25 protein-coding genes are annotated in these 25,167 nt (G+C 32.8%); 10 read left to right on the plus strand and 15 right to left on the minus strand.

Going from position 1 to position 25,167, the window contains the following annotated elements; all coding sequences use genetic code 11:
- Position 1: 1 nt before the first annotated feature.
- The 5 genes from BUE95_RS09360 to rsfS form a co-directional block, all read right to left on the minus strand.
- Positions 2 to 655, minus strand: a complete 654-nt coding sequence (locus tag BUE95_RS09360) for a phosphatidylserine decarboxylase family protein (RefSeq protein ID WP_073583764.1) — start codon at positions 653 to 655, stop codon at positions 2 to 4.
- Positions 645 to 1,451 (minus strand): phosphatidate cytidylyltransferase, encoded by an 807-nt coding sequence (locus tag BUE95_RS09365; RefSeq protein WP_073583766.1) that lies wholly within the window; start codon positions 1,449 to 1,451, stop codon positions 645 to 647. The genes BUE95_RS09360 and BUE95_RS09365 overlap by 11 nt, the downstream gene beginning before the upstream one ends.
- 2 nt (positions 1,452 to 1,453) lie before the next feature.
- Positions 1,454 to 2,062: an LUD domain-containing protein gene (locus BUE95_RS09370; RefSeq protein ID WP_073583768.1), complete on the minus strand. Its 609-nt coding sequence runs from the start codon at positions 2,060 to 2,062 to the stop codon at positions 1,454 to 1,456.
- A gap of 107 nt (positions 2,063 to 2,169) precedes the next feature.
- Positions 2,170 to 4,089: an ATP-dependent zinc metalloprotease FtsH gene (gene ftsH, locus BUE95_RS09375; RefSeq protein ID WP_073583770.1), complete on the minus strand. Its 1,920-nt coding sequence runs from the start codon at positions 4,087 to 4,089 to the stop codon at positions 2,170 to 2,172.
- Positions 4,090 to 4,097: 8 nt separating this feature from the next.
- Positions 4,098 to 4,469: a ribosome silencing factor gene (rsfS, locus tag BUE95_RS09380; protein WP_073583771.1), complete on the minus strand. Its 372-nt coding sequence runs from the start codon at positions 4,467 to 4,469 to the stop codon at positions 4,098 to 4,100.
- An 85-nt stretch (positions 4,470 to 4,554) separates the two neighbouring features.
- Between rsfS and BUE95_RS09385 the strand changes: the two genes are divergently transcribed.
- Positions 4,555 to 5,286: a biotin--[acetyl-CoA-carboxylase] ligase gene (locus BUE95_RS09385; protein WP_073583773.1), complete on the plus strand. Its 732-nt coding sequence runs from the start codon at positions 4,555 to 4,557 to the stop codon at positions 5,284 to 5,286.
- A 105-nt stretch (positions 5,287 to 5,391) separates the two neighbouring features.
- The gene (gene ccsA / locus BUE95_RS09390; protein ID WP_073583775.1) at positions 5,392 to 8,550 is read left to right on the plus strand and encodes a cytochrome c biogenesis protein CcsA; all 3,159 of its coding nucleotides are present in this window, start codon (positions 5,392 to 5,394) and stop codon (positions 8,548 to 8,550) included.
- 58 nt (positions 8,551 to 8,608) lie between these two features.
- Here the strand turns inward: ccsA and BUE95_RS09395 are convergent, their stop codons facing one another.
- Both BUE95_RS09395 and BUE95_RS09400 read right to left on the minus strand, forming a co-directional pair.
- The gene (locus tag BUE95_RS09395; RefSeq protein WP_073583777.1) at positions 8,609 to 10,066 is read right to left on the minus strand and encodes a potassium/proton antiporter; all 1,458 of its coding nucleotides are present in this window, start codon (positions 10,064 to 10,066) and stop codon (positions 8,609 to 8,611) included.
- 5 nt (positions 10,067 to 10,071) lie between these two features.
- Entirely contained in the window at positions 10,072 to 10,878 is an 807-nt protein-coding gene (locus BUE95_RS09400; protein WP_073583779.1) for a hypothetical protein, read from the minus strand.
- Positions 10,879 to 10,974: 96 nt separating this feature from the next.
- Here BUE95_RS09400 and BUE95_RS09405 point away from each other — a divergent pair, with 96 nt between their 5' ends.
- Complete coding sequence (locus BUE95_RS09405; protein WP_073583781.1) at positions 10,975 to 11,568, plus strand: glutathione peroxidase; 594 nt, start codon at positions 10,975 to 10,977, stop codon at positions 11,566 to 11,568.
- Positions 11,569 to 11,640: 72 nt separating this feature from the next.
- On the opposite strand, the gene BUE95_RS09410 is transcribed toward BUE95_RS09405, so the two are convergent.
- Positions 11,641 to 12,135 (minus strand): GNAT family N-acetyltransferase, encoded by a 495-nt coding sequence (locus BUE95_RS09410; RefSeq protein WP_073583783.1) that lies wholly within the window; start codon positions 12,133 to 12,135, stop codon positions 11,641 to 11,643.
- A gap of 81 nt (positions 12,136 to 12,216) precedes the next feature.
- On the opposite strand from BUE95_RS09410, the gene menD reads away from it, so the two are divergent.
- From menD to BUE95_RS09425, 3 genes are all read left to right on the plus strand, one after another.
- On the plus strand, positions 12,217 to 13,869 hold the full coding sequence (gene menD, locus BUE95_RS09415; RefSeq protein WP_073583785.1) for a 2-succinyl-5-enolpyruvyl-6-hydroxy-3-cyclohexene-1-carboxylic-acid synthase: 1,653 nt from the start codon (positions 12,217 to 12,219) through the stop codon (positions 13,867 to 13,869).
- 165 nt (positions 13,870 to 14,034) lie between these two features.
- The gene (locus BUE95_RS09420; protein ID WP_073583787.1) at positions 14,035 to 14,376 is read left to right on the plus strand and encodes a DUF2853 family protein; all 342 of its coding nucleotides are present in this window, start codon (positions 14,035 to 14,037) and stop codon (positions 14,374 to 14,376) included.
- A gap of 328 nt (positions 14,377 to 14,704) precedes the next feature.
- Positions 14,705 to 15,964 (plus strand): cysteate-C-fatty acyltransferase, encoded by a 1,260-nt coding sequence (locus BUE95_RS09425; protein WP_073583789.1) that lies wholly within the window; start codon positions 14,705 to 14,707, stop codon positions 15,962 to 15,964.
- Positions 15,965 to 16,038: 74 nt separating this feature from the next.
- Here the strand turns inward: BUE95_RS09425 and BUE95_RS09430 are convergent, their stop codons facing one another.
- From BUE95_RS09430 to BUE95_RS09440, 3 genes are read right to left on the minus strand one after another with little or no spacing between them, the layout of a single operon-like run.
- The gene (locus BUE95_RS09430; protein WP_073583791.1) at positions 16,039 to 16,893 is read right to left on the minus strand and encodes a TraB/GumN family protein; all 855 of its coding nucleotides are present in this window, start codon (positions 16,891 to 16,893) and stop codon (positions 16,039 to 16,041) included.
- A complete protein-coding gene (locus BUE95_RS09435; protein WP_073583793.1) occupies positions 16,893 to 17,534 on the minus strand; it encodes an ABC transporter ATP-binding protein in 642 nt (213 codons plus the stop codon). Before BUE95_RS09435 ends, BUE95_RS09430 begins: the two co-directional genes overlap by 1 nt.
- Before the next feature lie 2 nt (positions 17,535 to 17,536).
- Positions 17,537 to 18,031, minus strand: coding sequence for an RNA polymerase sigma factor (locus tag BUE95_RS09440; RefSeq protein WP_073583795.1), 495 nt, complete (start codon positions 18,029 to 18,031; stop codon positions 17,537 to 17,539).
- Positions 18,032 to 18,231: 200 nt separating this feature from the next.
- Between BUE95_RS09440 and BUE95_RS09445 the strand changes: the two genes are divergently transcribed.
- Complete coding sequence (locus tag BUE95_RS09445; RefSeq protein ID WP_073583797.1) at positions 18,232 to 19,536, plus strand: NAD(P)/FAD-dependent oxidoreductase; 1,305 nt, start codon at positions 18,232 to 18,234, stop codon at positions 19,534 to 19,536.
- 42 nt (positions 19,537 to 19,578) lie between these two features.
- Here the strand turns inward: BUE95_RS09445 and BUE95_RS09450 are convergent, their stop codons facing one another.
- Entirely contained in the window at positions 19,579 to 20,643 is a 1,065-nt protein-coding gene (locus tag BUE95_RS09450) for a DUF3810 domain-containing protein (protein ID WP_073583799.1), read from the minus strand.
- Positions 20,644 to 20,727: 84 nt separating this feature from the next.
- Here BUE95_RS09450 and BUE95_RS09455 point away from each other — a divergent pair, with 84 nt between their 5' ends.
- The 3 genes from BUE95_RS09455 to BUE95_RS09465 all read left to right on the plus strand — a co-directional run bounded on the left by BUE95_RS09455 (position 20,728) and on the right by BUE95_RS09465 (position 22,769).
- Complete coding sequence (locus BUE95_RS09455) at positions 20,728 to 20,940, plus strand: hypothetical protein (RefSeq protein ID WP_073583801.1); 213 nt, start codon at positions 20,728 to 20,730, stop codon at positions 20,938 to 20,940.
- A complete protein-coding gene (locus BUE95_RS09460) occupies positions 20,937 to 21,230 on the plus strand; it encodes a type II toxin-antitoxin system RelE/ParE family toxin (protein ID WP_073583803.1) in 294 nt (97 codons plus the stop codon). The genes BUE95_RS09455 and BUE95_RS09460 overlap by 4 nt, the downstream gene beginning before the upstream one ends.
- Positions 21,231 to 21,302: 72 nt before the next feature.
- Complete coding sequence (locus tag BUE95_RS09465; protein ID WP_073583805.1) at positions 21,303 to 22,769, plus strand: aminoacyl-histidine dipeptidase; 1,467 nt, start codon at positions 21,303 to 21,305, stop codon at positions 22,767 to 22,769.
- 127 nt (positions 22,770 to 22,896) lie between these two features.
- Here the strand turns inward: BUE95_RS09465 and BUE95_RS09470 are convergent, their stop codons facing one another.
- The 3 genes from BUE95_RS09470 to BUE95_RS09480 form a co-directional block, all read right to left on the minus strand.
- Positions 22,897 to 23,715, minus strand: coding sequence for a DUF695 domain-containing protein (locus BUE95_RS09470; RefSeq protein ID WP_084530264.1), 819 nt, complete (start codon positions 23,713 to 23,715; stop codon positions 22,897 to 22,899).
- A gap of 417 nt (positions 23,716 to 24,132) precedes the next feature.
- Positions 24,133 to 24,495: a hypothetical protein gene (locus BUE95_RS09475; protein WP_073583807.1), complete on the minus strand. Its 363-nt coding sequence runs from the start codon at positions 24,493 to 24,495 to the stop codon at positions 24,133 to 24,135.
- Between the two features lie 100 nt (positions 24,496 to 24,595).
- A complete protein-coding gene (locus BUE95_RS09480; protein WP_073583809.1) occupies positions 24,596 to 25,147 on the minus strand; it encodes a PepSY-associated TM helix domain-containing protein in 552 nt (183 codons plus the stop codon).
- Positions 25,148 to 25,167: the final 20 nt, after the last annotated feature.

Here is a 25,167-nt window from a genome sequence, read left to right on the forward strand (position 1 = left end):
CTTATGCTTTTTTACTTATGACTGTTTTGTTACCAATAGCCTTGTCTCCTAATTTTACATTGATTTCGGTTCCAATAGGTAAATAAATATCAACTCTAGATCCGAATTTGATAAAACCAGCATCTTTTCCTTGAACAACACGCATCCCTTCTTGCGCATAATTTACAATTCGTCTTGCTAAAGCACCCGCAATTTGGCGATAAAGGATTTCCCCATATACTCTATTGTTGATGACAACAGTTGTTCTTTCATTTTCTTCACTAGCTTTTGGGTGCCAAGCTACTAAATATTTACCAGGATGATATTTGCTATACTTTACAATACCATTCACACAATAACGCGTAACATGAACATTAATAGGCGACATAAAAATGGAAACCATCAAGCGTTTGTCTTTAAAATATTCAGGTTCATAAACTTCTTCAATGACTACTACTTTACCGTCAACAGGTGCAAGTATGTGGTTGTCACTATTATCGGCAATTCTCTTTGGATTTCTAAAAAATTGCAATACCAAAACTAAGATGGCTAATGCCAAAATATATAACACAGATTTTAGCCATTCTATGGTAAGGAATGCGTCCGCCATAAAAATAATACCTACCACTACCAGTAGTGTAATGAAAATGATTTTTGAACCTTCTTTATGAAACATAATATAAAATTAAATAAAACAAATTTATGAAAGGAATAACAAATATGATACTATCTAAACGGTCTAAAATTCCGCCATGACCAGGCATAATTTTTCCACTGTCTTTAATTCCAGCGACACGTTTAAATTTGGATTGAATTAAATCTCCAAGTGTACTAAAAACACTAACGATAATTGCAATTACTATCCAAATGTACAAAATGTTTGATTCGATGTAAAATTTTGACAACAAAACACTTGAAATAACGGTGAACAGCATACCTCCTAAAAATCCTTCGATTGTTTTTTTGGGCGAAACACTAGGAAATAATTTGTTTTTGCCAAAAGTTTTGCCAACCAAATAAGCAAATGTATCGTTGGCCCAAATGAGAATTAAAATAGAAATTAGGATTTTTGGGTTGTAACCGCTTTTTCCTATTGCAATATAGTTGATGGTTATAAAAGGAATAATGATGTACCCTATTAACAAAAGATAACGAGTTGCCGTTTTGAAATTTGTTTTTTTTGAATTGAATAAATACAATAATAGTTTTATTGAAATCACTATTGATAACGCAACAATAATGGTCTTAAGTAAGATATCTTGATGGGCATTCCATAAAAAATAATAGGAAATTGCTGCGAGTGGTATGCAAAAAAATATGTTTAAGGAGGTCATTTTACAAAACTCATACACTCCAATTATCATAAAAACACTAAAAAGAATGGCTAAACTTTCTTGAGAGTGGTCGATGCAGCCTAGTAGTAAAATAATATATACGGCTCCTGATAATGCTCTTTTAAGCGTTTCGTTCATTATTATAAATCTTCTAAAAGAAGTAAGTAAAGATTCTTGTGACAACTACCATAATGAAGAAAATCTTGTTCTTTTACTTCTTCAAAATATTTAATTGTGGTAATGTTAGTAGGGTATGATTTTTCGTGAGAATTTTTAATACGCCTTAACCCATCTCCTTTGCTAGAAACAAATTGACTTGTAGTAGCAAATACAATCATGTTCGTTGGAAGTTCGTTTGGCTTGTAGTGTTTCAATTGGTTGGAGGAAAAAAGAATAGAGCCTTCATCCGCTATCAAATTTTCACATGCGGTTAGAAAAAAAGTAGCTTTGTAATTTTCGCTTGGAGCCAGTTTATTTTCTTCTAGAAGTTTGAAAAGTCTGGAATCAAAACACAAGGCCTCTTTTTCAAACCAATCGTTTTCAGCTAAAATATTTTCAAAATTTTCTGATATTTCATCTAAATTTTCGCAATAAATAAACTTACCTCCATTTTTTTTGAAATGTAAAGTAAATTGTTCTTCGATAGGAAGTGAAATATCAGGTGTGTAAGGACTTCTGACTTCGCTTTTTTTAACGTCATCGACCTCTTCTCCTAATGTTCCAAAAATTTTTCTAAAAAGACTATTCATCTAATTTAAGTAGGTAATTTAGATAGTAAAAATCAAAGATAAAAAAAAACTCAGTTATATGGTCAAATAACTGAGTTTTTTATTAAGATGTACTTGTTGATAAGTACTTATTCTGCTACTATAACTTCCTCTTGCTTGTCAAAAGGTCTTAATCCAAAAATAGTTTCTAAATCATCCTTGAAGATTACCTCTTTTTCTATCAAGATATCGGCTAATTGTGTTAATTTTTCTTTATTGGTTTCCAATATGTGAATTGCTCTTTGGTATTGTTCTTCGATTAGTTTTGAAATTTCAGAATCAATAACTTTAGCCGTTTCCTCAGAATAAGGTTTTGAAAAATTATAATCAGATTGTCCAGTCGAATCATAGTAAGTAATGTTTCCAAGCTTGTCATTCAAACCATAAATGGTTACCATGGCTCTTGCTTGACGAGTTACCTTCTCTAAATCGCTTAAAGCTCCTGTTGAAATTTCGTTAAAAATTACTTTTTCAGCAGCTCTTCCTCCCATAGTTGCACACATTTCATCTAGCATTTGATCGGGTCTTACAATTAGTCTTTCTTCAGGAAGGTACCATGCCGCACCTAAACTCTGTCCACGAGGAACAATGGTTACTTTTACAAGTGGGGCAGCGTGTTCTAACATCCAACTAACTGTAGCGTGACCAGCTTCATGAATGGCAATAGCACGCTTTTCAGCAGGGGTTACAATTTTATTTTTCTTTTCTAATCCCCCTACAATTCGATCTACAGCGTCTAAGAAATCTTGTTTGTCAACAGCTTTTTTGTCTTTACGAGCTGCGATTAAAGCTGCCTCGTTACAAACGTTTGCGATATCTGCACCCGAGAATCCAGGAGTTTGTTTTGCTAAAAATTCAGTATCTAATTCTTCTGACTTTTTCAAAGGTTTTAAATGTACTTCGAAAATTTCCTTACGTTCTCTAATGTCTGGTAAATCAACATAGATTTGTCTGTCAAAACGACCTGCACGCAATAATGCTTTATCTAATACATCCGCACGATTGGTTGCTGCCAAAACAATAACGTTTGAGTTCGTTCCAAAACCATCCATTTCCGTTAATAACTGATTTAAGGTGTTTTCTCTTTCGTCATTTGCGCCTGTCATGTTGTTTTTTCCACGAGCTCTACCAACGGCATCAATCTCATCAATAAATATTATAGATGGGGATTTCTCCTTAGCTTGTTTGAATAAATCGCGTACACGTGATGCTCCAACTCCTACAAACATTTCTACAAAATCAGAACCTGATAAAGAGAAAAATGGAACTTTGGCTTCACCAGCAACTGCTTTTGCTAATAATGTTTTACCTGTTCCAGGAGGTCCTACTAATAACGCCCCTTTAGGAATTTTACCTCCAATTGAAGTATATTTTTCAGGATTTTTAAGGAATTCAACAATTTCTTGTATTTCTTCTTTAGCACCCTCTAATCCTGCAACGTTTTCAAAAGTAACACGCGTATCGTTTTTTTCATCAAATAATTTCGCTTTTGATTTTCCGATACTAAAGATTTGACCTCCGCCACCACCAGAACCACCAGACATTCTTCTCATCATGAAAATCCAAAGCACAACTAATAATAAGATAGGGATAATGCCAATTATCAAATCTCCTAAAAAGCTTTCAGGTTCTTTCTCATAGAAATTTATTTTCTTTTCTGCATCTGCTTTCGCCAAACTCTCTTGGAAAGTTCGTAGATCTCCAATTTCAAAATGATAGTGAGGTCCTTTAGTATTTAATTTACCTGTGATATCATTTTTTACTTTATCGTGTACTTTGTTTTTTAAAGCTTCTTTTTTAAGAAATACAGTAGCTTTAGTATTGGTAAAAATAACTTTATCTACCTCTCCAGCATTCAAAAATTCATTGAATTTAGAAATACTTGTTTTTCCTGGATTGCTTAAATCTAATCCATTAGAGAAAAAATTGATACCAAAAAAAATTAATATAACTAGTCCAATACTCATCCATGGACTAAACTTAAAGTTAGAATTGCTATTTTGTGCCATAATAAATTTTAATATTTGGTTTCGATGGTAGTGATTTTTGCATCACCCCATAAACTCTCAATGCGGTAGTATTCGCGGATGTGTTTTTGGAAAACATGAACTACGATGTTTACGTAGTCCATTAAAACCCATTCCCCATTTTCGGCACCTTCAACATGCCAAGGTTTGTCTTTTAGTTCTTTGGAAACTATTTTTTGAATTGATCCTACTATTGCATTTACTTGTGTGTTTGAATTTCCATTACAAATTACAAAGTAATCACAAACCGTATTGTCAATTTCTCTCAAATCAAGAATATCAATATTTTCTCCTTTTACTTCTTCAATTCCTTTGATGATATTAGCTAATAAATCATCATTATTAATCTGCTTCTTCGCCATTTATTATTTTTCTATTTATGCAAAGGTATCATTTTTTGTCATTATTTTTGAACCTTAACATAAGATTAAATTTTGTCACTGTATTATGAGAATTATCAAACTCGATGCCATAGATTCTACGAACCGTTTTTTAAAGGGACTTGCTCTAGAAAAAAAATGCGACAATTTTACGGTTGTGAGTACTGAATCGCAATATGAAGGGAAAGGTCAACGGGGGTCAGGTTGGAGTTCGGATGCGGGTAAAAACCTAACATTTAGTGTTTTATACCAACAAAAAGGAAAACTATTATCGAGTCTTTTTACGTTGAATATCATAGTTGCTATAAGTGTTGTTGAGGCTTTAAAAAGCGTTAGTAATTTAAATTTTGTAATCAAATGGCCTAACGACATTTTGGCAGAAAATAAAAAAATTGGCGGCATTTTAATAGAAAATAGTTTTAAAAACGCAAATGAAGTACAATCGATAATTGGGATTGGGTTAAATATAAACCAATCTCATTTTGAAAATCTACCTCAAGCATCATCTTTATACTTATTAGAAAACACCATTTTTAATAGGGATTCGCTGTTACAAGCAATAGTGCAGCGACTGGAATTCAATTTAAAACAAATATCTGTATTGGGAGCAACTCATTTTTGGGATGTTTACCATCAAATCTTGTTTAAGAGAAATGTTGTTTCTGCATTTGAATCGGTCACAGGAAGTCGTTTTGTAGGTAAAATTCAGGAAGTTACTCAAGATGGGAAATTAGCGGTACTTCTTGAAGATGACTCGATTTGCTTTTTTGATGTTAAAGAGGTAAAAATGTTATACTGATTCAAATCATTCTAAAATAATCAAACCTTTGTTAAACTTAGCGGAAAAGTTTTTGTTTTTGAGTACATTTGTGGCAATTTATAAAAACGTATTCCTATATATCTCATGGAGAAAAAAATATTATCCCTGTTATCTTCCACTCGCTTAATGGCCGTTTTATTTATTCTTTTTGCCGTTGCTATGGCTGCTGGAACTTTTATTGAAGACGCTTATAATACTGATACAGCAAGAGTTGTGGTTTATAATGCCGTTTGGTTTGAAGTTATTATGGTGTTTTTCATCATCAACTTCCTAGGTAACATCAAACGTTATCAATTGCATAAAAAAGAAAATTGGGCAACCCTAATTTTACACCTATCCTTTATTTTGATTATTGTTGGAGCTTTTGTAACACGTTATATTAGTTATGAAGGAATGATGCCTATTAGAGAGGGCGAATCAGCTAATATGATTTATTCCGATAAACCTTATTTAACGGTTTTGGTTGATGGGGATCACGAAGGACAGATGCGTCGCAAAACCTTTGAAAAAGGGTTGTATTTAGCGCCAGAAATCAAAGAAGATGCTTTTTTAAATACGTTTGCTAGTAATGATTTTTCGATGGGAGGTGATTTTAGTGGCATTCCATTTGAAGTAGAACATCAAGAATTCATTATGAATGCTACCGAAACCGTTGTTCCATCAGAAACCGGACAACTGCTGTTGAAAATGGTTGAGTCGAGTGGAGGAACGCGTCACGAACATTATATAAAAGAAGGGGAAGTACAAAATTTACATAACGTTCTTTTTGCCTTTAACAAGTATACTGAAGGGGCTATCAATATTACTAAAATTAGTGAAGCGTACACCATTCAAACTCCTTTTGAAGGAGATTTTATGCGAATGGCGGATCAATTGAAAGGAAAAGTGGTAAAAGATTCTATTCAACCCTTAATGCTTCGATCTTTATATAATATTGGTGGTGCTCAGTTTGTATTTCCAGAGCCAGCAATTAAAGGAGAATTGACTTTTAAATCGAATAATGATTTCAAAGACAAACAAACCGACGATGCGTTGAAAGTAAAAATCAAAACACAAGGAAAAGAAGAAATTGTGACATTGGTTGGTTCCAGAGGAAAACAAGGCATTCCGCAAAGCGTCAAAATTGGTGATTTAGAATTTACTCTTTTCTTTGGAAGTAAAATTTACAACACTCCTTTTTCTGTTAAACTAGACGATTTCATCGCTGATAAATACCCAGGAACTGAAAATAGTTATTCGGCCTACAAGAGTAAGGTTGAAATTACAGATAAAGCATCTGGAAAAACATTTAAAGACAGTATTTTCATGAATCATATTTTAGATTATGGAGGTTACCGATTCTTTCAAGCCGGATTTGATCCTGACGAAAAAGGAACTAATCTTTCTGTAAGTCACGATTTCTGGGGAACTTGGATTACTTACATTGGATATTTCTTATTGTACTTTGGTCTGATGGCCATATTATTTACAAAAAGTAGTCGTTTTGCAAGTTTGAAAGAAAAAGTGATGAAAGTTAAAGCTAAGAAAGCTCGTTTATTAAGTCTATTTTTGATTTTATTCTCCACTTTAACTTTTGCGCAACAACATAATCACCAACCCAGCAAAGAAGAAATTCTGAAGTTATTGAAAAAATATGAAATTACCTCAGAACACGCAAGTGAATTTGGTAAAGTGGTGATACAGGATAACGGGCGAATGAAGCCTATCAATACGTTTTCATCAGAATTACTTCGTAAAGTATCCAAAAGCGATACGTATGAAGGTATGAATTCGGATCAAGCGTTTTTATCGATGACGCAGTATCCTCAGTATTGGTATTCTTTGCCAATCATCTATTTAAAAAGAGGAAATGATAGTATTCGTAAGTTAATTGGTGTTGAAAAAGAAGCGAAATACGCACCTTTGATTGCCTTTTTTGATGAAACAGGAAATTACAAATTGGCTCAATTTTTAGAATCGGCTTATAAAGAACCTGTTCCAAACCAATTCCAAAAAGATTTTATTGAAGCAGATAAGAAAGTTAATCTTTTGTATTCGGCTTTGAGTGGACAAATTTTGAAAGTATTTCCAATTCCCGGTGATAAATCTAACAAATGGGTTTCGTTTTTAGAAGCAAATGAACCAACAGGTACGGCTCTAGATTCGATTAAAAATGTAATGCCCTTCTACTTAAATGCTTTAGAAAAAGCATCCGAAAGTAAAAATTATGAATTACCCAACAGTCTTTTGAAAGGACTAACAGAATACCAAAAGAAATATGGAAAAGCTGTAATGCTTTCGGAAAGTAAAATCAGTTCTGAAATAGCATACAATAAATATGATGTCTTCAAAAGATTGTATTATTTGTACATGTTGGCTGGAGTTTTAATGCTGGCTTTCTGTATCGTACAAATTTTTAAAGATTCAAAAGCAATCCGAATGATTATCAACGGGTTTCATGGATTAATTGGTTTGTTTTTCATCTTGCATTTAGTAGGATTAATTGTAAGATGGTACATTTCAGGTCATGCACCATGGAGTGATGCTTATGAAAGTATGATTTATGTGGCTTGGGCAACAATGTTCTTTGGATTGGCTTTCGGAAAGGATTCGAAACTTACTGTAGCTTCAACAGCATTTGTAACTGCAATGATTTTGATGATTGCGCATTGGAATTGGATGGATCCATCTATCGGGAACTTACAACCCGTTTTAAATTCGTATTGGTTAATGATTCACGTTGCAGTCATTGTAGCGAGCTACGGACCATTTACTTTAGCGATGGTTTTAGGTCTAGTGGCTTTATTCTTGATGATTTTTACCAATGAAAAGAACAAAGAGCGAATGAAATTAAGCATCGACGAAATCACTTATATAAACGAAATGGCGTTAACCGTTGGTTTGGTCATGTTAACCATCGGAAACTTCCTAGGAGGGCAATGGGCTAACGAAAGTTGGGGACGTTATTGGGGTTGGGACCCAAAAGAAACTTGGGCTTTAATCAGTATTATGGTATATGCATTTGTAATTCACGCACGTTTTGTACCCGCATTAAGAGGTAGGTGGATTTATAATGTTATGAGTGTTTTTGCTTTCGCCTCGATTGTAATGACGTATTTTGGTGTGAATTTTCATTTGAGCGGTTTACACAGTTATGCTTCAGGTGAAAAACAAAGTGTTACGTATTATATTTATATCGCTATTGTGGTTGCTATTATTTCAGCATTGGCTTATTTTCCCTATAAGAAGTATTACAAGAAATAAGATACTATGATACTATAATGAAGAAAAGAGGCTGTTCATAATTTGAACAGCCTCTTTTTTATTTAAGAATCGTTTTGATTTTCTCTATTTCATTTTCATTGGATGAAATTACGTTTAGCAAGTCTTTGGCCTTAATTTCAGTGGCACCACTTGGAGTCAAATATTTGTTATCTCTTTTAATCATGGTGATTACAGAAGTTTTAGGAAATGCTAAATCGACAATCTTTTTACCAATAATGGAACTGTTTGGTGAAATTTCAATTTGTTCGAAAACGTTTTTCGGAATTTCTAGGATTAAAGCTTCGTTTGGACGAATTGGTTTTATGTTTTCAGGCATAGATACTTTCAACCATTTAGCTACAACCGATAAAGTAGTTCCTTGAAATAAAATCGAACTTAACGAAATGAAAAATACGATGTTAAAAATCATATCGGCTTTGTCAATTCCTGCAATTAGAGGATAAGTAGCAAATACAATTGGAACCGCACCTCTTAGACCTACCCAAGAAATATATAACTTTTGTTTCAATCGCATTTTAAAAGGAATGGTACTTATGAAAACACTTAATGGTCGTGCGACAAGAATTAAGAATAATGAAATTAATAATCCTATTCCAAAAACATCATACACATGAGAAGGATAAACTAGTAATCCGAGTGTCAAGAATAATACAATTTGCATTAACCAAGCCAAACCATCAAACATTTTTAAAATAGCTTTTTTGTGAATTAAATCTTGATTACCTAAGTAAACCGCACAAAAATAAATGGCCAAGAACCCATTTCCTCCAATAGCATCAGTTGCTGAGAACGTTAAAAACATTAAGGCTATAACTAAAATAGGGTATAGTCCTTCGAAGTCTAAACTGATTTTGTTAATGATGAGTTTGCTTAATTTTCCAAATAAAAATCCGGCAATGGCTCCGATACTCATTTGTTTTAAAAATAGTGGAATCAAATCATACACTTCTTTATCCTGATTGACTACTAAACTCAAAAAGGCTATGGTTAAAACATATGCCATTGGGTCGTTACTTCCGCTTTCTAATTCTAATGTAGGTCTCAAATTGTGCTTCAGTGCTAAACTTTTTGATCTTAAAATCGAAAATACGGCTGCTGCATCTGTTGAGGAGACAATAGAGCCTAATAATAAACTTTCGAAAATAGTAAAATCGGTAACTGCCCAAACAAAAGCTCCTAATGAAAAAGCAGTCAATAAAACCCCGACTGTGGAAAGCACCAAGCCCTCTTTTAGGATGGGTTTTACCGCTGTCCAGTTGGTGTCCAAACCACCCGAAAACAAGATAAAGTTAAGCGATACAATCCCAATAAACTGTGCATATTCTGGATTATCAAAATGAATTCCTCCAATACCTTCCGAACCTGATAACATTCCGATTGCTAAGAATAAGACTAAGGTGGGAACCCCAAATTTATACGAAGTTTTACCAGCAAGAATACTTATCAATAAAAGAATCGAGCCTACAAACAAAAAATTTTCTATCGTTAAACTCATGTGTATTATTTTGGAATTATTATTAAAGGAAAAGCGGCTTTTTTAATCAAATTATCGATGGATAATCTTCTGAAAAACAAATCAAAAAGATTTCTTGGTCCTTTTTGTACTACTAAAAAGCCAGAAGTAAAATCCATTTGGTTTTTGAAATCCGAATTGGCAAAATTTCCAACAATAATTTTTGTGGATGTATTGTATTTTTGATATAACTCTTCTAATGATTTCAAGTGGGTTTCTATTTCAAAATAATCATCTTCGTCATCAATGTGAGTGAAAAAAACAATTTTTTTGACCTGATTTTTCAATGAGTTCAGTAAATGTTCTAGTTGCGAATGATTAATTTCAAACTTGGGATGCGAAGCAAAATATAAGGTTTCGGGCATGTTGTAGCTGAAATCTTGAGGTAATGCAATCAAAAGCGAATTTGTTTCTTCAATAATTTTTAAGATGGTGCTTTTCGTGAAAAAACGCTCAAATTCTTCTTTTTCTTTTTGTTTTACAATTACCCAATCACAAACCGACGAATCATGAAGGCTTTCTAAGTAATTCACAACGTTTTTTTCCGTAATTTCACATTCAATATCATGAGTTTTTAAATCGATGATTTCGTTTATTTTTGCAATAGCTTCTTTTTTTTCAACTTCCAAAATTTTTTTTTTGGTTTCTGAATCGGTGAAAGAAGGAATCAAGCAATCGGTTTGATGGACGAGGAGTAAATTACTGTTTATTTCAGTAGCTAAATTGTTACTAAAGTTTATTAGTTTTTCATTGTCCTCAGAAAATTCAAATAGTGTAATAGTTCTGTTTCGCATAGAATTTCAATTTGTTACAAAATACAAATTATTTCTTTTTTAACTTATGTTTAGCATGTTAAACTTAATTTAAAATTTAACTTTGAAATAAAAAAGATGAAGAAATTAGTAACCTTGTTTTCAGTAGCAGCATTGTTTTTTAGCTGTCAAAATCAGGCACAAAAAAAACAAACGACTACTCAAACAGCAATCACAACCCCTATGGCAAAAGAAACCATTTACCAGTTTAAAGTAGAAGATTTGAGTGGCGATACTTTTGATTTTTCCACCTTAAAAGGAAAGAAAATCTTAGTAGTTAACACCGCTTCTGAATGTGGTTTAACACCGCAATACGAACAATTACAAGCAATCTACGAGAAATACAAAGACAAAAACTTCGTAATTGTAGGTTTTCCAGCGAATAATTTTGGAGCACAAGAACCAGGAAGTAATGCTGAAATTGCTACTTTCTGTCAACAAAATTATGGTGTTTCGTTTCCTATGATGGCTAAAATTTCGGTAAAAGGAGGAGACATGCATCCGGTGTACCAATTCTTAACGCAAAAAGCTAAAAACGGATTAGAAGACAGTGAAGTACAATGGAATTTCCAAAAATACTTAATCAATGAAAATGGTGAATTAGCTAAAGTAGTTTCTCCAAGAACATTGCCAACCGATGCTGAAATCGTAAATTGGATTGAAGGGAAATAATTTAGTATTCAGTATTCAGTGTTCAGTATATAGTGTTCAGTTTGTTCTTTTTTAGAATACTGAACACTTTTTTTATAATATCTTTTGAACAAATACCGAATGTAACCATCTGTTAAACTTAAATCCTGTTTCTTTAAGGAATCCAACTTCTTCGAAACCAAATTTCTTATGAAAATCGATGCTATTCGTATTTTCAGAATCGATAACACCAATCATCGTATGAAGGTTTTGTTTTTTTGCTCTTTCAATTAATTCGGTTAGTAGTAGCTTGCCAATGCCTTTGCCAATACAATTCTTATTCGCATAAACCGAATGTTCTACTGTGAATTTATACGCTTCTCTAAATCGGAATTCACTATAAAAACCAAAACCTATTACTTCATTGTTCAATTCGGCTACAATTACTGGGAAACCTTTTTGTAATTTTTCATCAAAAATAGCTTCTTGAGTGGCTAAGGTTCGCACGTTATAATCATATAAGGCAGTCGAATTCAAAATAGCATCATTGATGATGTCTAAAATGGCTGGGCAATCTTGTGTTTGATAGTCTCTAATTTTTATCTCCATTTCGTTAAGAAATTATAAGGGTAAAAGTACTAAAAACCTTTTCAACTTCGTAACTTTGTAGTTCAGTTATTTTTTTTAAAAATGATGTATCCAAAAATTCCTTTAGCGCAAAGCATTATTGAAATTTGCCAACAAAAAGGAGTCCAACATATCGTAATTTCACCTGGTTCTCGTAATGCACCTTTGACTATTGGATTTACTAATAATCCATATTTTAAATGTTACAGTATAGCTGATGAGCGATGTGCTGCATTTTTTGCTTTGGGAATTGCCCAACAAATTCAGAAGCCTGTAGCTGTTGTTTGTACTTCAGGTTCTGCGGTGTTGAATTATTATCCTGCAGTGGCAGAAGCATTTTATAGTCAAATTCCTTTAGTCGTTGTTTCGGCAGATAGGCCTCAAAGTAAGATTGATATTGGCGACGGACAAACCATTCGTCAGGAAAATGTAATGGGAAATCATTGTTTATACAATGCTAATTTGCGAGAAGATGCTTCGGCTGAAAACGACCATCACATTCAAATGGCATTGCATGTTGCGGTTACCCAAAAAGGTCCAGTACACATCAATGCTCCTTTTGAAGAACCTTTGTATGAAACGGTTACGGAATTACAAGTAAACCCCGAAATTATCGAATTTATTACTGAAGACAAACATTTTTCTCTCGGTAATAACACAAAAGAAACTTGGAACAAAGCCACTAAGAAATTGGTTTTAGTAGGAGAGTTGTTTCCAAATTCTTTAGAACAAAAGTATTTAGATATTTTAGCGCATGACCCAAGTGTGGTGGTATTGACTGAAAAAACATCGAATTTACATCATCCTACATTCATTAATCAAATTGATACGTTGATTACACCATTTGACGATGAAGATTTCAAAGCGTTTCAACCTGAAATTCTTTTAACTTTTGGAGGAATGGTCGTTTCGAAACGTATCAAAGCGTTTTTACGAAAATATAAACCAGTACACCATTGGCATGTGGATGAATTACGTGCATATGATACTTTTGGGGCGCTTACCTTTCATTATGAAACTAAAATCAATACGTTTTTGAATCAGTTATTGACTGTAGATACAATGGAAAGTTCCTATAAATCAAGTATTGCCACCATTTGGAAAGATAGAGTAACGAAACAGGAAGAATATACAGCAAAAATCCCGTTTTCGGATTTTAAAGTGTTTGATTTTATTTGTCAAAACCTGCCAACTAATAGTCAGTTACAAGTTAGTAATAGTTCGGCGATACGTTATTTGCAGTTGTTTGATTTAGACAGCAGTTTACAAGTTTTTTGCAACCGTGGTACCAGTGGAATTGATGGTAGTACTTCAACAGCCATTGGAGCTGCTTTAGCGTCTGATTTGCCGACGATCTTGATTACAGGCGATATTAGTTTTTTGTACGACAGTAATGCTTTATGGAACAATTACATTCCAAAAAACTTCAAAATCATTTTGTTAAACAATAGTGGTGGTGGCATTTTCAGAATTCTACCAGGGCATCAAGAAACAGAAACGTTTAATAGGTATTTCGAAACTTCGCATCAATTAAACGCCTCCCATTTAGCTAATATGTATGGATTGGATTATTTTGAAGCGAATGATGAAACTTCACTACAGCAACAATACTCAGCATTTCTAAACCAAAACGAAAAACCAAGTATTCTAGAAATTTTCACGCCTGAGAAAGTGAATAATGGAATTTTGTTGGCATTTTTTAGCCAATTAAGTTAATTTCTTTAAAGTTTATGTCTCAAATTGTTTTTATTAAATGGTATAAATTTAATGTGTCATCTTTACTGTAAAAGAAAAGAATTCATTAAAAAATAGCAAAAAAAATATGTTTTTAAAAAAGAAAACTTTAAATTTGAGTGTTAACAACTAAAAAATAATAAAATTATGAGTAAAAGAGATGAATTAATTACCAAGTATGCCGCTGATTTGAAAGAAAAGTGTGGTGTTACTGCCGATATGGATTTTTTGACTAAGGTAGTAATTGGGTGTGGTCCTTCAATTTATAATCCAGATTCTTCAACAGTATCAGGTTCAGACTCTAAAGAATTGGAAACTGTAAAAAATAATTTTCTTATCAAGAAATTAGGATTAAAAGATAGTCCTGATTTAGATAAAGGAATTGAGGCTGTCATAGAGCAATATGGAAAATCGAATAAAAATAAGTATAGAGCCGTGGTTTATTATTTATTAGCTAAGCACTTTAAAAAAGAATCGGTATATAAATAAAAAAATGTTTATTGCTCTTCATTAGAAGACTTTTATGAAATTTTCTATTGAAGAGTATTCCTATGTAAAGATGTAATGTTTTAATTGCATCTTTTTTTTATGACTTAACTTAAAAAGAAAAGGGGGTAAAAGCAAAAAAGTCGAGGTGGAGCCCCCGACTTTTTAAATGAACGTGTAACCACATTTCTGTGTCGTTCGGTGCAAATGTAAGTCCATTTCTGCAATAAACAAGTTTTTTTTTAAATTAATTTAAAAAGTTAGGATTTAACGTTCGTTAAAAAGTTTTTTCTTCCTATTTTTGCTGCGTTTTTAACACCAATTATATATCATGGTAAAAGATTTATTCGAAAGAATTCAAAACAATAAAGGTCCGTTAGGAAAATGGGCTTCACAAGCAGAAGGATATTATGTATTTCCAAAATTAGAAGGAGAATTAGGCCCAAGAATGATGTTTCATGGGAAAGAAATTTTAAATTGGAGTATTAATGATTATCTAGGATTAGCAAATCATCCAGAGGTTAGAAAAGCTGATGAAGAAGCAGCTAAGCAATTTGGAGCGGCCTATCCAATGGGGGCTCGTATGATGAGTGGTCATACGAATTATCACGAACAATTAGAGAATGAATTAGCTGCTTTTGTTAATAAAGAGTCGGCTTATTTATTGAATTTTGGGTATCAAGGTATCATGTCTTGTATTGATGCATTAGTTACGAAAAATGATATTATTGTTTATGATGTAGATGCTCATGCTTGTATCATTGATGGAGTACGTTTGCATATGGGTAAACGATTTACTTACAAGCACAATGATTTAGAGAGTATGGAGAAAAACCTACAACGTGCAACTAAAATGGCTGAAGAGACTGGAGGTGGTATTTTATTTATTACTGAAGGCGTTTTTGGAATGCGAGGGCAACAAGGTAAATTGAAAGAAATTGTAGCTTTAAAAGAAAAATACAATTTCCGTTTACTTGTAGACGATGCACATGGTTTTGGGACACTTGGAAAAACTGGAGCAGGAGCAGGAGAAGAACAAGGATGTCAAGACGGAATAGATGTGTATTTTTCTACATTTGCTAAGTCAATGGCAAGTATTGGTGCTTTTCTAGCAGCAGATAAAGATGTGATTGATTATTTGAAATATAATTTACGTTCTCAAATGTTTGCAAAGGCATTGCCAATGATTCAAACTATTGGAGCTTTAAAGCGTCTTCAACTGTTGCGCGATAATCCAGGTTTAAAAGATAAATTATGGGAAAATGTTAATGCATTACAAAATGGATTAAAAGAGCGAGGCTTTAACATTGGAGATACTAATACTTGTGTAACTCCCGTATATTTAGAAGGTTCTATTCCAGAAGCTATGGTTATGGTGAATGATTTACGTGAAAATTATGGAATTTTCCTTTCTATTGTAGTGTATCCTGTAATTCCAAAGGGAATTATCTTATTGAGAATGATTCCTACTGCATCTCACACCATTGCTGATATCAATGAAACGTTATCCGCATTTGAAGCTATTCGTGAGAAATTAATTAACGGAACTTACAAGAAAATTGCAGAAGCTAACGTGCAAAATGTAGAGTAGTTTGCAACTAAATTATATAAATATCCCCAAATTTCATTTGATATTTGGGGATATTTTTTTGGTTACTTGTGATTTTATTTAACAGCTTCGACTTTAAAACCTTGTTTGCGCAATAATTTTATTACGCCTTTTTCACCTGCTAGATGTGCAGCACCCACCCCAAAAAAAGTAGGTTTTTCTTTCATGGTTTTTACCATTAACGGAATCCAATTTTGGTTTCGGTTATTCAATAAAACGTCTTGATTTTCAGAAGTAATTTTATTTTCAGAATCGTCTAACATTTCAAGCATTCCTTCAATGTCTTTATTTTTATATACTTCCATCATTTTGGCTAATTCTGCTTTATCTTTTTCTAAATCACTTTTTGCCATTTTAACCAATTCTTGAGCTTGAATTTCATAGGATATGGTATCAAAAACGTTCATTTGATCTTCAACGGTTTCTAATCCGTAAATCTCTTCGTTTTGTTCTTTAGTTACTCGCATTAATTCGCTTTCAACCGATTGAAACGAACAATCTATCATTTTTGGATACAGCATAGTACTAACAATAAAAGGTTTGAAACCATCAAACATTTTTGCCGACATGCTCATGTGTTTTTTTAAAAAATCATCTACCGCTCTAAAATCGTCTTCATTTAGTAGTGTTGATAATTTGGTACCATCTTTCATCATCATGTATTTCATCATTTGCATTTGCATTGATTTATCATCCATGTCTAATTCTAAATACAACTGTTGGGTTTTATCCAATGCTTTTATTGTATTTTCATCCAAAGAAGCATCGCATGTGATGTGAATAGTTCCATACAAATAGGAATCGGCTTTTAGTCCGTTTCCAGAAATTTTCCACAATAAACTATTTTCTAACTTTTGAGAATAAGAAAATAAGGAAGTAAAAAGGGTCGTAATTAAAATGATATATTTCATTAAAAGTCAATTTTTTTCAGTTCGTTATAATTTTTTTGAAGTCTGTGTAATAAAATTCCGTAGAGTAATCGGTAGAATAACCAAAATAATCCTATGAATATAATGATAACGGCAGCATAAACTAAAAGCATAATGCAGAAAAAAGTATTTGGGTCAACGTTTGAAGAGGCGTTGTCTATTACTTTTTTTATAGATGGATCGTACAAGAATTGAAATATAAAAACAATTATCATTGAAATTGCAATCATTCCTAAATTGTACCAAACATAATACTTGACTGTTTTTCGAGTTTTTAAAATGTTTTGCATCAATTGTTTCACATTGTCTGTAGTGTTTATTGCTTTGTAGTTTTTGAAAAACAAAAAGATAAAAAAGATAATTACGCCATAACTTATTATGGACATAATTGGCATAAATGTATCCAAATGATATAATTCAAGCGTTTCTAAATACTGATCGTCTGCAGTAAAAAAAGTGATACTTAACCACAAAAGGAGTTCTAAAACACTAATTATCATGATCCACTTCACGATTGAAGACGACCCTTTATGTAGCATTCCATAAATTTCCTTTTCACTTATTTGATGAAAAGAGCCTTCTCGCTTTTTCCAGTCTTTTTTTAATAATTCTAATTCATCCATATTTACGGATTTAATATTTTTTTTAATTTCCCTTTTACACGATTCATCTTTACTCGTGCATTCACTTCACTAATCCCCAACGTTTCTGAAATTTCGGTATAATCTTTATCTTCTAAATACAAGAAAACTAAGGCTTTTTCAATGTCGTTTAATTCACTTATAGCACTGTATAAAAGCTTTAATTTTTCTTCTTCTTCAAAGTTGTAATCATCTTGGGTTACCTTATGAAATGTACTATCAAACTCAATAGTGTCAATGGTTCGTTTCTTTTTTCGGTATAAAGTAATAGCGGTGTTTAATCCCACGCGATAGGCCCAAGTAGTAAATTTGGAATCCCCTCTAAAGTTGGGAAACGCCTTCCATAACTGAATCGTAATCTCCTGAAATAAATCGTTGTGCGCATCCTCATCAGAAGTATATAATCGACAAATTTTGTGAATTATATTCTGATTCTCTTTGAGTTGTTTTACGAAAAGTGCTTCCGATTCTGATTTCATATGCAATAAGTAGTTGTTTAGCAAATTTTGTTACAAGTTTAGCGAAAATGAAATTTAAGTACAAGGGCAAGTTCAAATATCAAAAGTCAAATTCAAAAATGATTTTTAAAATAAAGCAAATTGTACTCGTATTTGAATTTGTTCTTAATTTTGAACTTGAGCTTGAAATTTATTACCTTTGAGGTACTAGAAAAGTAACAATGAACATACCTCGTAGTAGTTTTCCAAGAATTGTCATCATAGGTGGTGGCTTTGCAGGAATATCTTTAGCGAAAAAACTTCGCAATAAAAACGTACAAGTTGTTTTATTAGACAAACACAATTATCATAATTTCCAACCTTTAATGTATCAAGTGGCAACGGGCGGTTTAGAACCCGATTCGATTGCTTATCCCATAAGGAAAATCGTTCAGGAATATAAAGATTTTTATTTCCGATTGGGTGAGGTTCGTGAAATTAATACCGAAAACAATACGATATATGCTGATATTGGGGAATTAAAATTTGATTATTTAGTCATTGCTACGGGTTCGAAAACCAATTATTTTGGGAATAAAGAAATCGAGCGTAATAGTATGGCGATGAAAACGATTCCGCAATCGTTAAACATTCGCAGTTTGATTTTAGAGAATTTTGAACAAGCTTTGCTTACTAATGATATTGACGAACGTCATAGTTTGATGAATTTCGTTTTAGTAGGAGGTGGACCAACTGGAGTAGAGCTAGCAGGGGCTTTAGCCGAAATGAAAAAAGCCATATTGCCAAAAGATTATCCCGATTTAGATGTTCGAAAAATGGAAATCAATCTAGTTCAAGGAAGCAATCGTATTTTAGATTCGATGAGCGAAAATGCTTCAGAAAAAGCAGAAAATTTCCTTTTGGATTTGGGAGTAAGTGTTTGGAAAAACGTTCGTGTAACAGGTTACGATGGAAAAACCGTAACCACCAATTCCGATTTATCGTTTGATTCTGCAACTGTGATTTGGACAGCTGGAGTACAAGGTGCCTTACCTCATGGTTTAAAAGCGGATAGTTTTATCAAAAATGTTAACCGTATCAAGGTGAACCAATATAATCAAGTAGAAGGTTATGATAATCTCTTTGCAATTGGCGATATTGCTGTAATGACTTCAGAACAATATCCGCAAGGACATCCGATGATGGCACAACCTGCGATGCAACAAGGACGATTATTAGCCGATAACTTGATTAGAATTATTAATAAAAAAGCACCCAAACTTTTCGAATACAAAGATAAAGGTTCTATGGCTACTATAGGTAGAAATAAAGCCGTTGTCGATTTACCAAAATTCAAATTCAGTGGCGTTTTCGCCTGGTTTGTTTGGATGTTTGTGCATTTGTTTTCGTTAATCGGATTCAAAAATAAAGCGGTCGTATTCTTAAACTGGGTCTATAATTACATCCGTTTTGACAGAGAAGCGCGTTTGATTATGCGTCCTTACAAGAAGAGAAATCAAGTGAGTTTTACGAGTGATGAGTTATAAGTGTCAGTGTTCAGTTTTTAGTGTTCAGTTACTGCCAACTAATCACGGAACACTGCCAACTCCTTTATAACCAATCACTAATCCTACAAACTTACTATAGCCTTCCATACCGTCTTTTTGTTGGTTGGCTTTTAGGAAATTGTCGTAGAAATATTCAAAAAAGGTATTGATGGGCGTTTGGTATTCCTTCCAAAAGGCTCTGTTTTCTTCAAAGTTTTTCAAAACGCCTTTGTTGATTCTTTTCAAATAAGATTCCGAACTTCCTTCTTGTATCATCTCCAAATTATGTAGCGCATAACGTAAGGCAAAACTATAAGCCGAATATTGGAAATACAAATCTTCATTTTTGGCGGCCGTTACAAATCCGATGAAATTGCATTCGCTTTCGCTACCAATTCCGGTTTGATGTGCCATTTCGTGGCAAGTGGTTAATGGTGAAGTGTATTTCGGTTTTAAATAATTCACTTGCGCTTCATTGGTAAACGGATTCAAATAACCACCAAAACCCATATAACTCAACGGATAACTAAACAGCGACGATTTAATACTTTTTACTTCGTAACGGAATTCTTGTAAATCACTCGGTATATTTTCATAGCCTTTCAAAGCCAAATTGTAAATCTCATCATGCGAATACGGAATCACAACGGCAACCGAATCATTTTTAGTGATTTGTAATTGTAATGCATTGGTTTTTACCAACATTTTTTCAATAAATACTTTCAATTGATCTACCGAATATTCTTTTTCAATATTCAATTTTTCATGCAACGGAATGCGGTAATAGTTCATTCCCCAAAGCAAATGAAAGAAAAAGTAAAACACCGAAACCCAACTCAAAATTGCTAATCCGTTATCCTTCCATTCCTTGAAAAAGCCGATTCGGTGTTTCCAAATCCAACGGAATAAAAGTAAAATCAGAATAAAATAAATGACATCACCAAATGAAAACGGCAACCAACCTAACACTTTTCTCGATACAAAAGCCAATTTTGGATAAAAACCTTTGCTGTACCCATTTTCTACAAAATCAGGAAACAAACCAATCGTTTTCACAACGATGATTTGAATAAGTAAGAATACAGGAAGGATGAATTTTCTTTTCACGCATTAATATTTGCCATAAAATTAACTAATAATATAGAATCGCACATTTCTTTTTTTGTAAATTTGTTATTTAAATGAGGAATAATGACAAAAATAACTTTAAATATTCCGGATAACGAGTTGGCTTTCTTTATGAAACTGATTGAAAAATTTAATTACGAAACGGTAGTTAATGATGTTACTGTTTCTGAAGAAATGAAAGTAGTTTTAGATGAAAGAAGAGCGACCTCAAAAAAGGAAAATTTTGTTCCTTGGGAAGAGGCGAAAAAGCAAATTCGTTTGAAAACTAATAAATGAGTTATAAAATCGTAATTGAACCTCGAGCAATTGTTGATATTCAAGAAGCAGTTGAATATTATGAATCAAAGAGAGAAGATTTAGGAGCTTATTTCTTTCAGATTGTGGATGAATATAGTGAATCAATTGCAAAGAATCCCTTTTTTCAAATTCGATATAAAGATTATCACGGATTACCCATTAAAATTTTTGCTTATATCATTCTTTATTGCATTGATGAAAAAGAGAAAACGGTTTATGTTTTATCCGTTTTCAATACCTCACAGAATACAACTAAATATCCCAAATAATTTTAAAAGTCTGACTATATTTGTGCTGTGTAATATTTAACACAAACATGAAACTTTAAACCTGAAACAAAAATGAGCCAAGAAATAAGAAATTTAGAGCCAAAAGCACTTTGGAACAAATTTGCCGATTTGAATGCCGTACCGCGTCCGTCTAAGAAAGAAGAGCGTGTGATTGCGTTCATGATGGAATTCGGACAAAAATTAGGATTGCCAACAGTGAAAGATCATGTTGGGAATGTGATTATCAAAAAACCTGCGACTCCAGGAATGGAAAACCGCAAAACTATCGTAATGCAATCGCATTTGGATATGGTACACCAAAAAAACAACGATACTAATTTCGATTTCGATACACAAGGCATTGAAATGTATGTTGATGGTGACTGGGTTCGTGCTAAAGGTACTACGCTTGGTGCTGATAACGGTTTAGGAGTAGCAACAATCATGGCGATTTTAGAAAGTACTGATATTCCTCATCCAGCAATTGAAGCGTTATTCACAATTGACGAAGAAACTGGAATGACAGGAGCAATGGGCTTACAAGGCGGCATGTTGGACGGAGAAATTTTATTGAATTTAGATACCGAAGAAGACGATGAAATCGACATCGGATGTGCGGGTGGAGTAGATGTAACGGCTACAAGAAGCTATAATGAAGAAGAAACGCCAGAAGGTTCGGTGGGTTATACCATTACCGTGAAAGGCTTAAAAGGCGGTCACTCGGGAATGGATATTCATAAAGGATTAGGAAATGCAAACAAAATCATGAACCGTTTGTTATTTGACGGATTTGAGAATTTTGGTTTACAAATTTCTGAAATTTCTGGTGGAAGTTTACGTAATGCGATTCCAAGAGAAAGTGTTGCAAAAGTTATTATCGCTGCGATTTATGACGAAGCTTTTGTTTTTGATATGCAAGAAATCATCAACGAAATCAAAGCCGAGTTCAAAACAATGGAACCGAATTTAACGATTGAGATTGTTAAAAGCGATTCTACACCAGCAAAAGTGATGGATTTAGGTGTTCAAGAAGGCTTGTTAAGAGCGATTTATACTGCGCACAACGGTGTTTACAGAATGTCAGCTGATATGGCGGATTTAGTAGAAACATCAAATAATATTGCGCGAGTAATTGTAAAAGATGGCGAAATTTCGATTCAGAATTTAACGCGTTCGTCTGTGGAGACTTCTAAATTTGATTTAGCAAACGCTTTGCGTTCGGCTTACGAATTGTTTGGTTGCGAAGTAGAATTTGGAGGAAGTTACCCAGGTTGGACACCCAACGTAAACTCTGAAATTTTAGATGTATTGACCTCTATTTACGAAAAACAAAACGGTGCAAAACCAAATGTGGTAGCTTGTCACGCTGGATTAGAATGTGGTATTTTAGGAACCAATTATCCTAACATGGACATGATTTCTTTTGGACCTACCATTCACGGTGCACACAGCCCAGATGAAAGAGCTAGTATTTCTTCTGCTCAAAAATATTGGAAGTTTGTATTGGAAATTTTACAAAATATTCCGGTTAAGAAATAATAAAGAAGAATCCCGAGTTAGCTCGGGATTTTTTTATGGTTGGCGTGAGCATATTGCATTTGACCGTTGTATTATTAGCTTTGCTTTGTATTTATGAGCGTGATACTCGTGTTGGTAAAGTAATTTTTTATTTATTCGTTGTTTCAATACTAGTTTCCCAGCCATCGTAACTTCCGTTATATTTTGGAGCGAGTTTCCAAAGTTGGATAACGTATTGATTAACACTTTCTTCATCAACTTTGTCAACACGTTTAATTTGTAATTGAAAAGGAAAAGCATCTTTTATTTTACTTTTTGTAACAATACTAAAATTCAATTTTTCAATTTCTTTAATAAAATTTTCTCTATCGTTTTCGGTTTTAAAGTATATCCAATGAAATACTTCTCGTTCTAGAGTTAAATTGTCACCACCTTCCTCTAAATTATCTAACACGCTTCTGTTTCCAATCTTTTGAAACTCTTCCTCATTTGGATATAAAAGTTGAAAATATTTATTCCAATTTTCGTCAACTTCAAAATTGATAGTGTATTTAAATTGATTGTATTTCTTTAAAATTTCTTCAAAAGTTGCTTGAATTTTATTGTCTTTAGTGTAAAAATAAAAATCTCTAAGTCCATTTGAAGTTATTCGACCTACAAATAATTCGTCTTTGGTTAGTTTTTCAATTAATTTATCTTCAATTTCTCCAAAAACGTTAAGTTCTTCCTTTGAGGAAGACAGTCCCGCTTCATTTACCCGCTTCATTTGAAATGAAATTTTTAAAATATTTGGTTTAGAATTGATTGGTGCAATTTCATTTAATCCTATGTCCACGACAATGAATTGTATAATTTCATTCTCATTCCTATTGAAAAATTCAAAATTTTCTATGTGTTTGTTTTGCCCAAATAAGTTTCCAAATATTCCCATGACAAGTGTTAAAATTATTGTTTTTAATTTTTTCATTTTTTTCTACAGTGTTTAGAGTTCACGAGTTAGATACATATGTGCGAAACTATTTAACTAGCATATTTGCAAGATTGGCTAAAGCTTAGCTAGCTTCTATTTAAAAAATATTCATAATTTCTGTGACAAATAAGCGCACTTTCGTAAAACTATCTTATATCATTCTGTACAAAAATCATTATAAAAAATAATGGCATCTTCAAGTTCAGCAAAAGTGTATTTATGTTTTTTGAGGTCATGTACTAATGTTTCACAATTTGAAAGATATTCAGAAACTTGTTTTGCCCAACTTTTTAAAGGATAGCAATCAATACAAGTTGCAATTTCTTCATTATCTCTTTTTAAATAATTGCTTTGTACAATTTTTTCAGAAGTTTTAGGGAAAGGGTTTTTGCTTAGATCATTATTTTCAAAATATTATTTATAGGTGATAGTTTCTGGACTTCGATAAAGTTTAACTTCGCCATCAACTAAAATTTCTAGTAATTTAGGATATTCGTATTTGCTTGTTTTTATATATTCAAAAGTTTTAGTCATTTCAAAGCCAATAAAAGTAATTTTAGAAATATCTTCGAAATCCCAAAAATCACCTTTTTCTTCTTTTGTCAATCTAAATTTTATTTTTTCTTTAGGATCTAAAATATTAACAATTTTAAGCATTCCGTATCCTTCAATAGCAGTTCCATCCTTAAAATATAAAATACATTCTTGATCTTGCGAAAATGAGAAAAAGCTATTAAGTGATAAAAAAAGTAGTAGTTTAAAGGAGAATAATTTCATTTTTGTTTGATTTTTCTAGCTTCAAAGATACTATGTTTAATCATTTATGGAATAATTATTAAAAACAAAAAAGGCTCACTTTCGTGAACCTTTTCGTTTGTTAACTCAAAATAATTAAAACTAAGATAGGGAAAATAATTCCAGCAACGGCTAGTTTCCAACCTCGCTTCTTAAAGGTGTTTTTGCCGTGAGTAACCATTAAAGTTCCCGTAATGGCAATTAATATTAAGGAGATTCCAAAAATGTCAGAGTAGTAAATCCACCAGTTGGATGTAGTTTTATGCAACTTCATCGTTTGGCTGATAATCGGTGTTTTTTTGAAAGCTACAATTTCGCCTTTTCCCGTTTTCATGTCGATTTCTACATCGTGCTTTTCAAATGAAATTTTAAACGTGCCTTTCTTTACATTGTGGCGACGTATTTTATCATCGATGCCTAATTGTTTTCCTAAGTTTTCAGCAAATTCTTCTGTAATTTGGCTTTCTTCGGGCAATTGTACTTTGATGTTTTTGGTTTCGATGGTGTATTTTTCAGGATGCCAATGTTCTCTGTGGTTCATTAAAATTCCAGAAAAGGCAAACGAAATAATCAATCCTACATAGAAGTAGCCAAAATCGCGGTGAATGTCTCTAACTAATTTTTGTTGTTTCATTTTTTGTTCTAATTGAATGC

It is taken from the genome of Flavobacterium cucumis (genome assembly GCF_900148835.1).
In the GTDB taxonomy this organism is placed as follows: Bacteria; Bacteroidota; Bacteroidia; order Flavobacteriales; family Flavobacteriaceae; genus Flavobacterium; species Flavobacterium cucumis.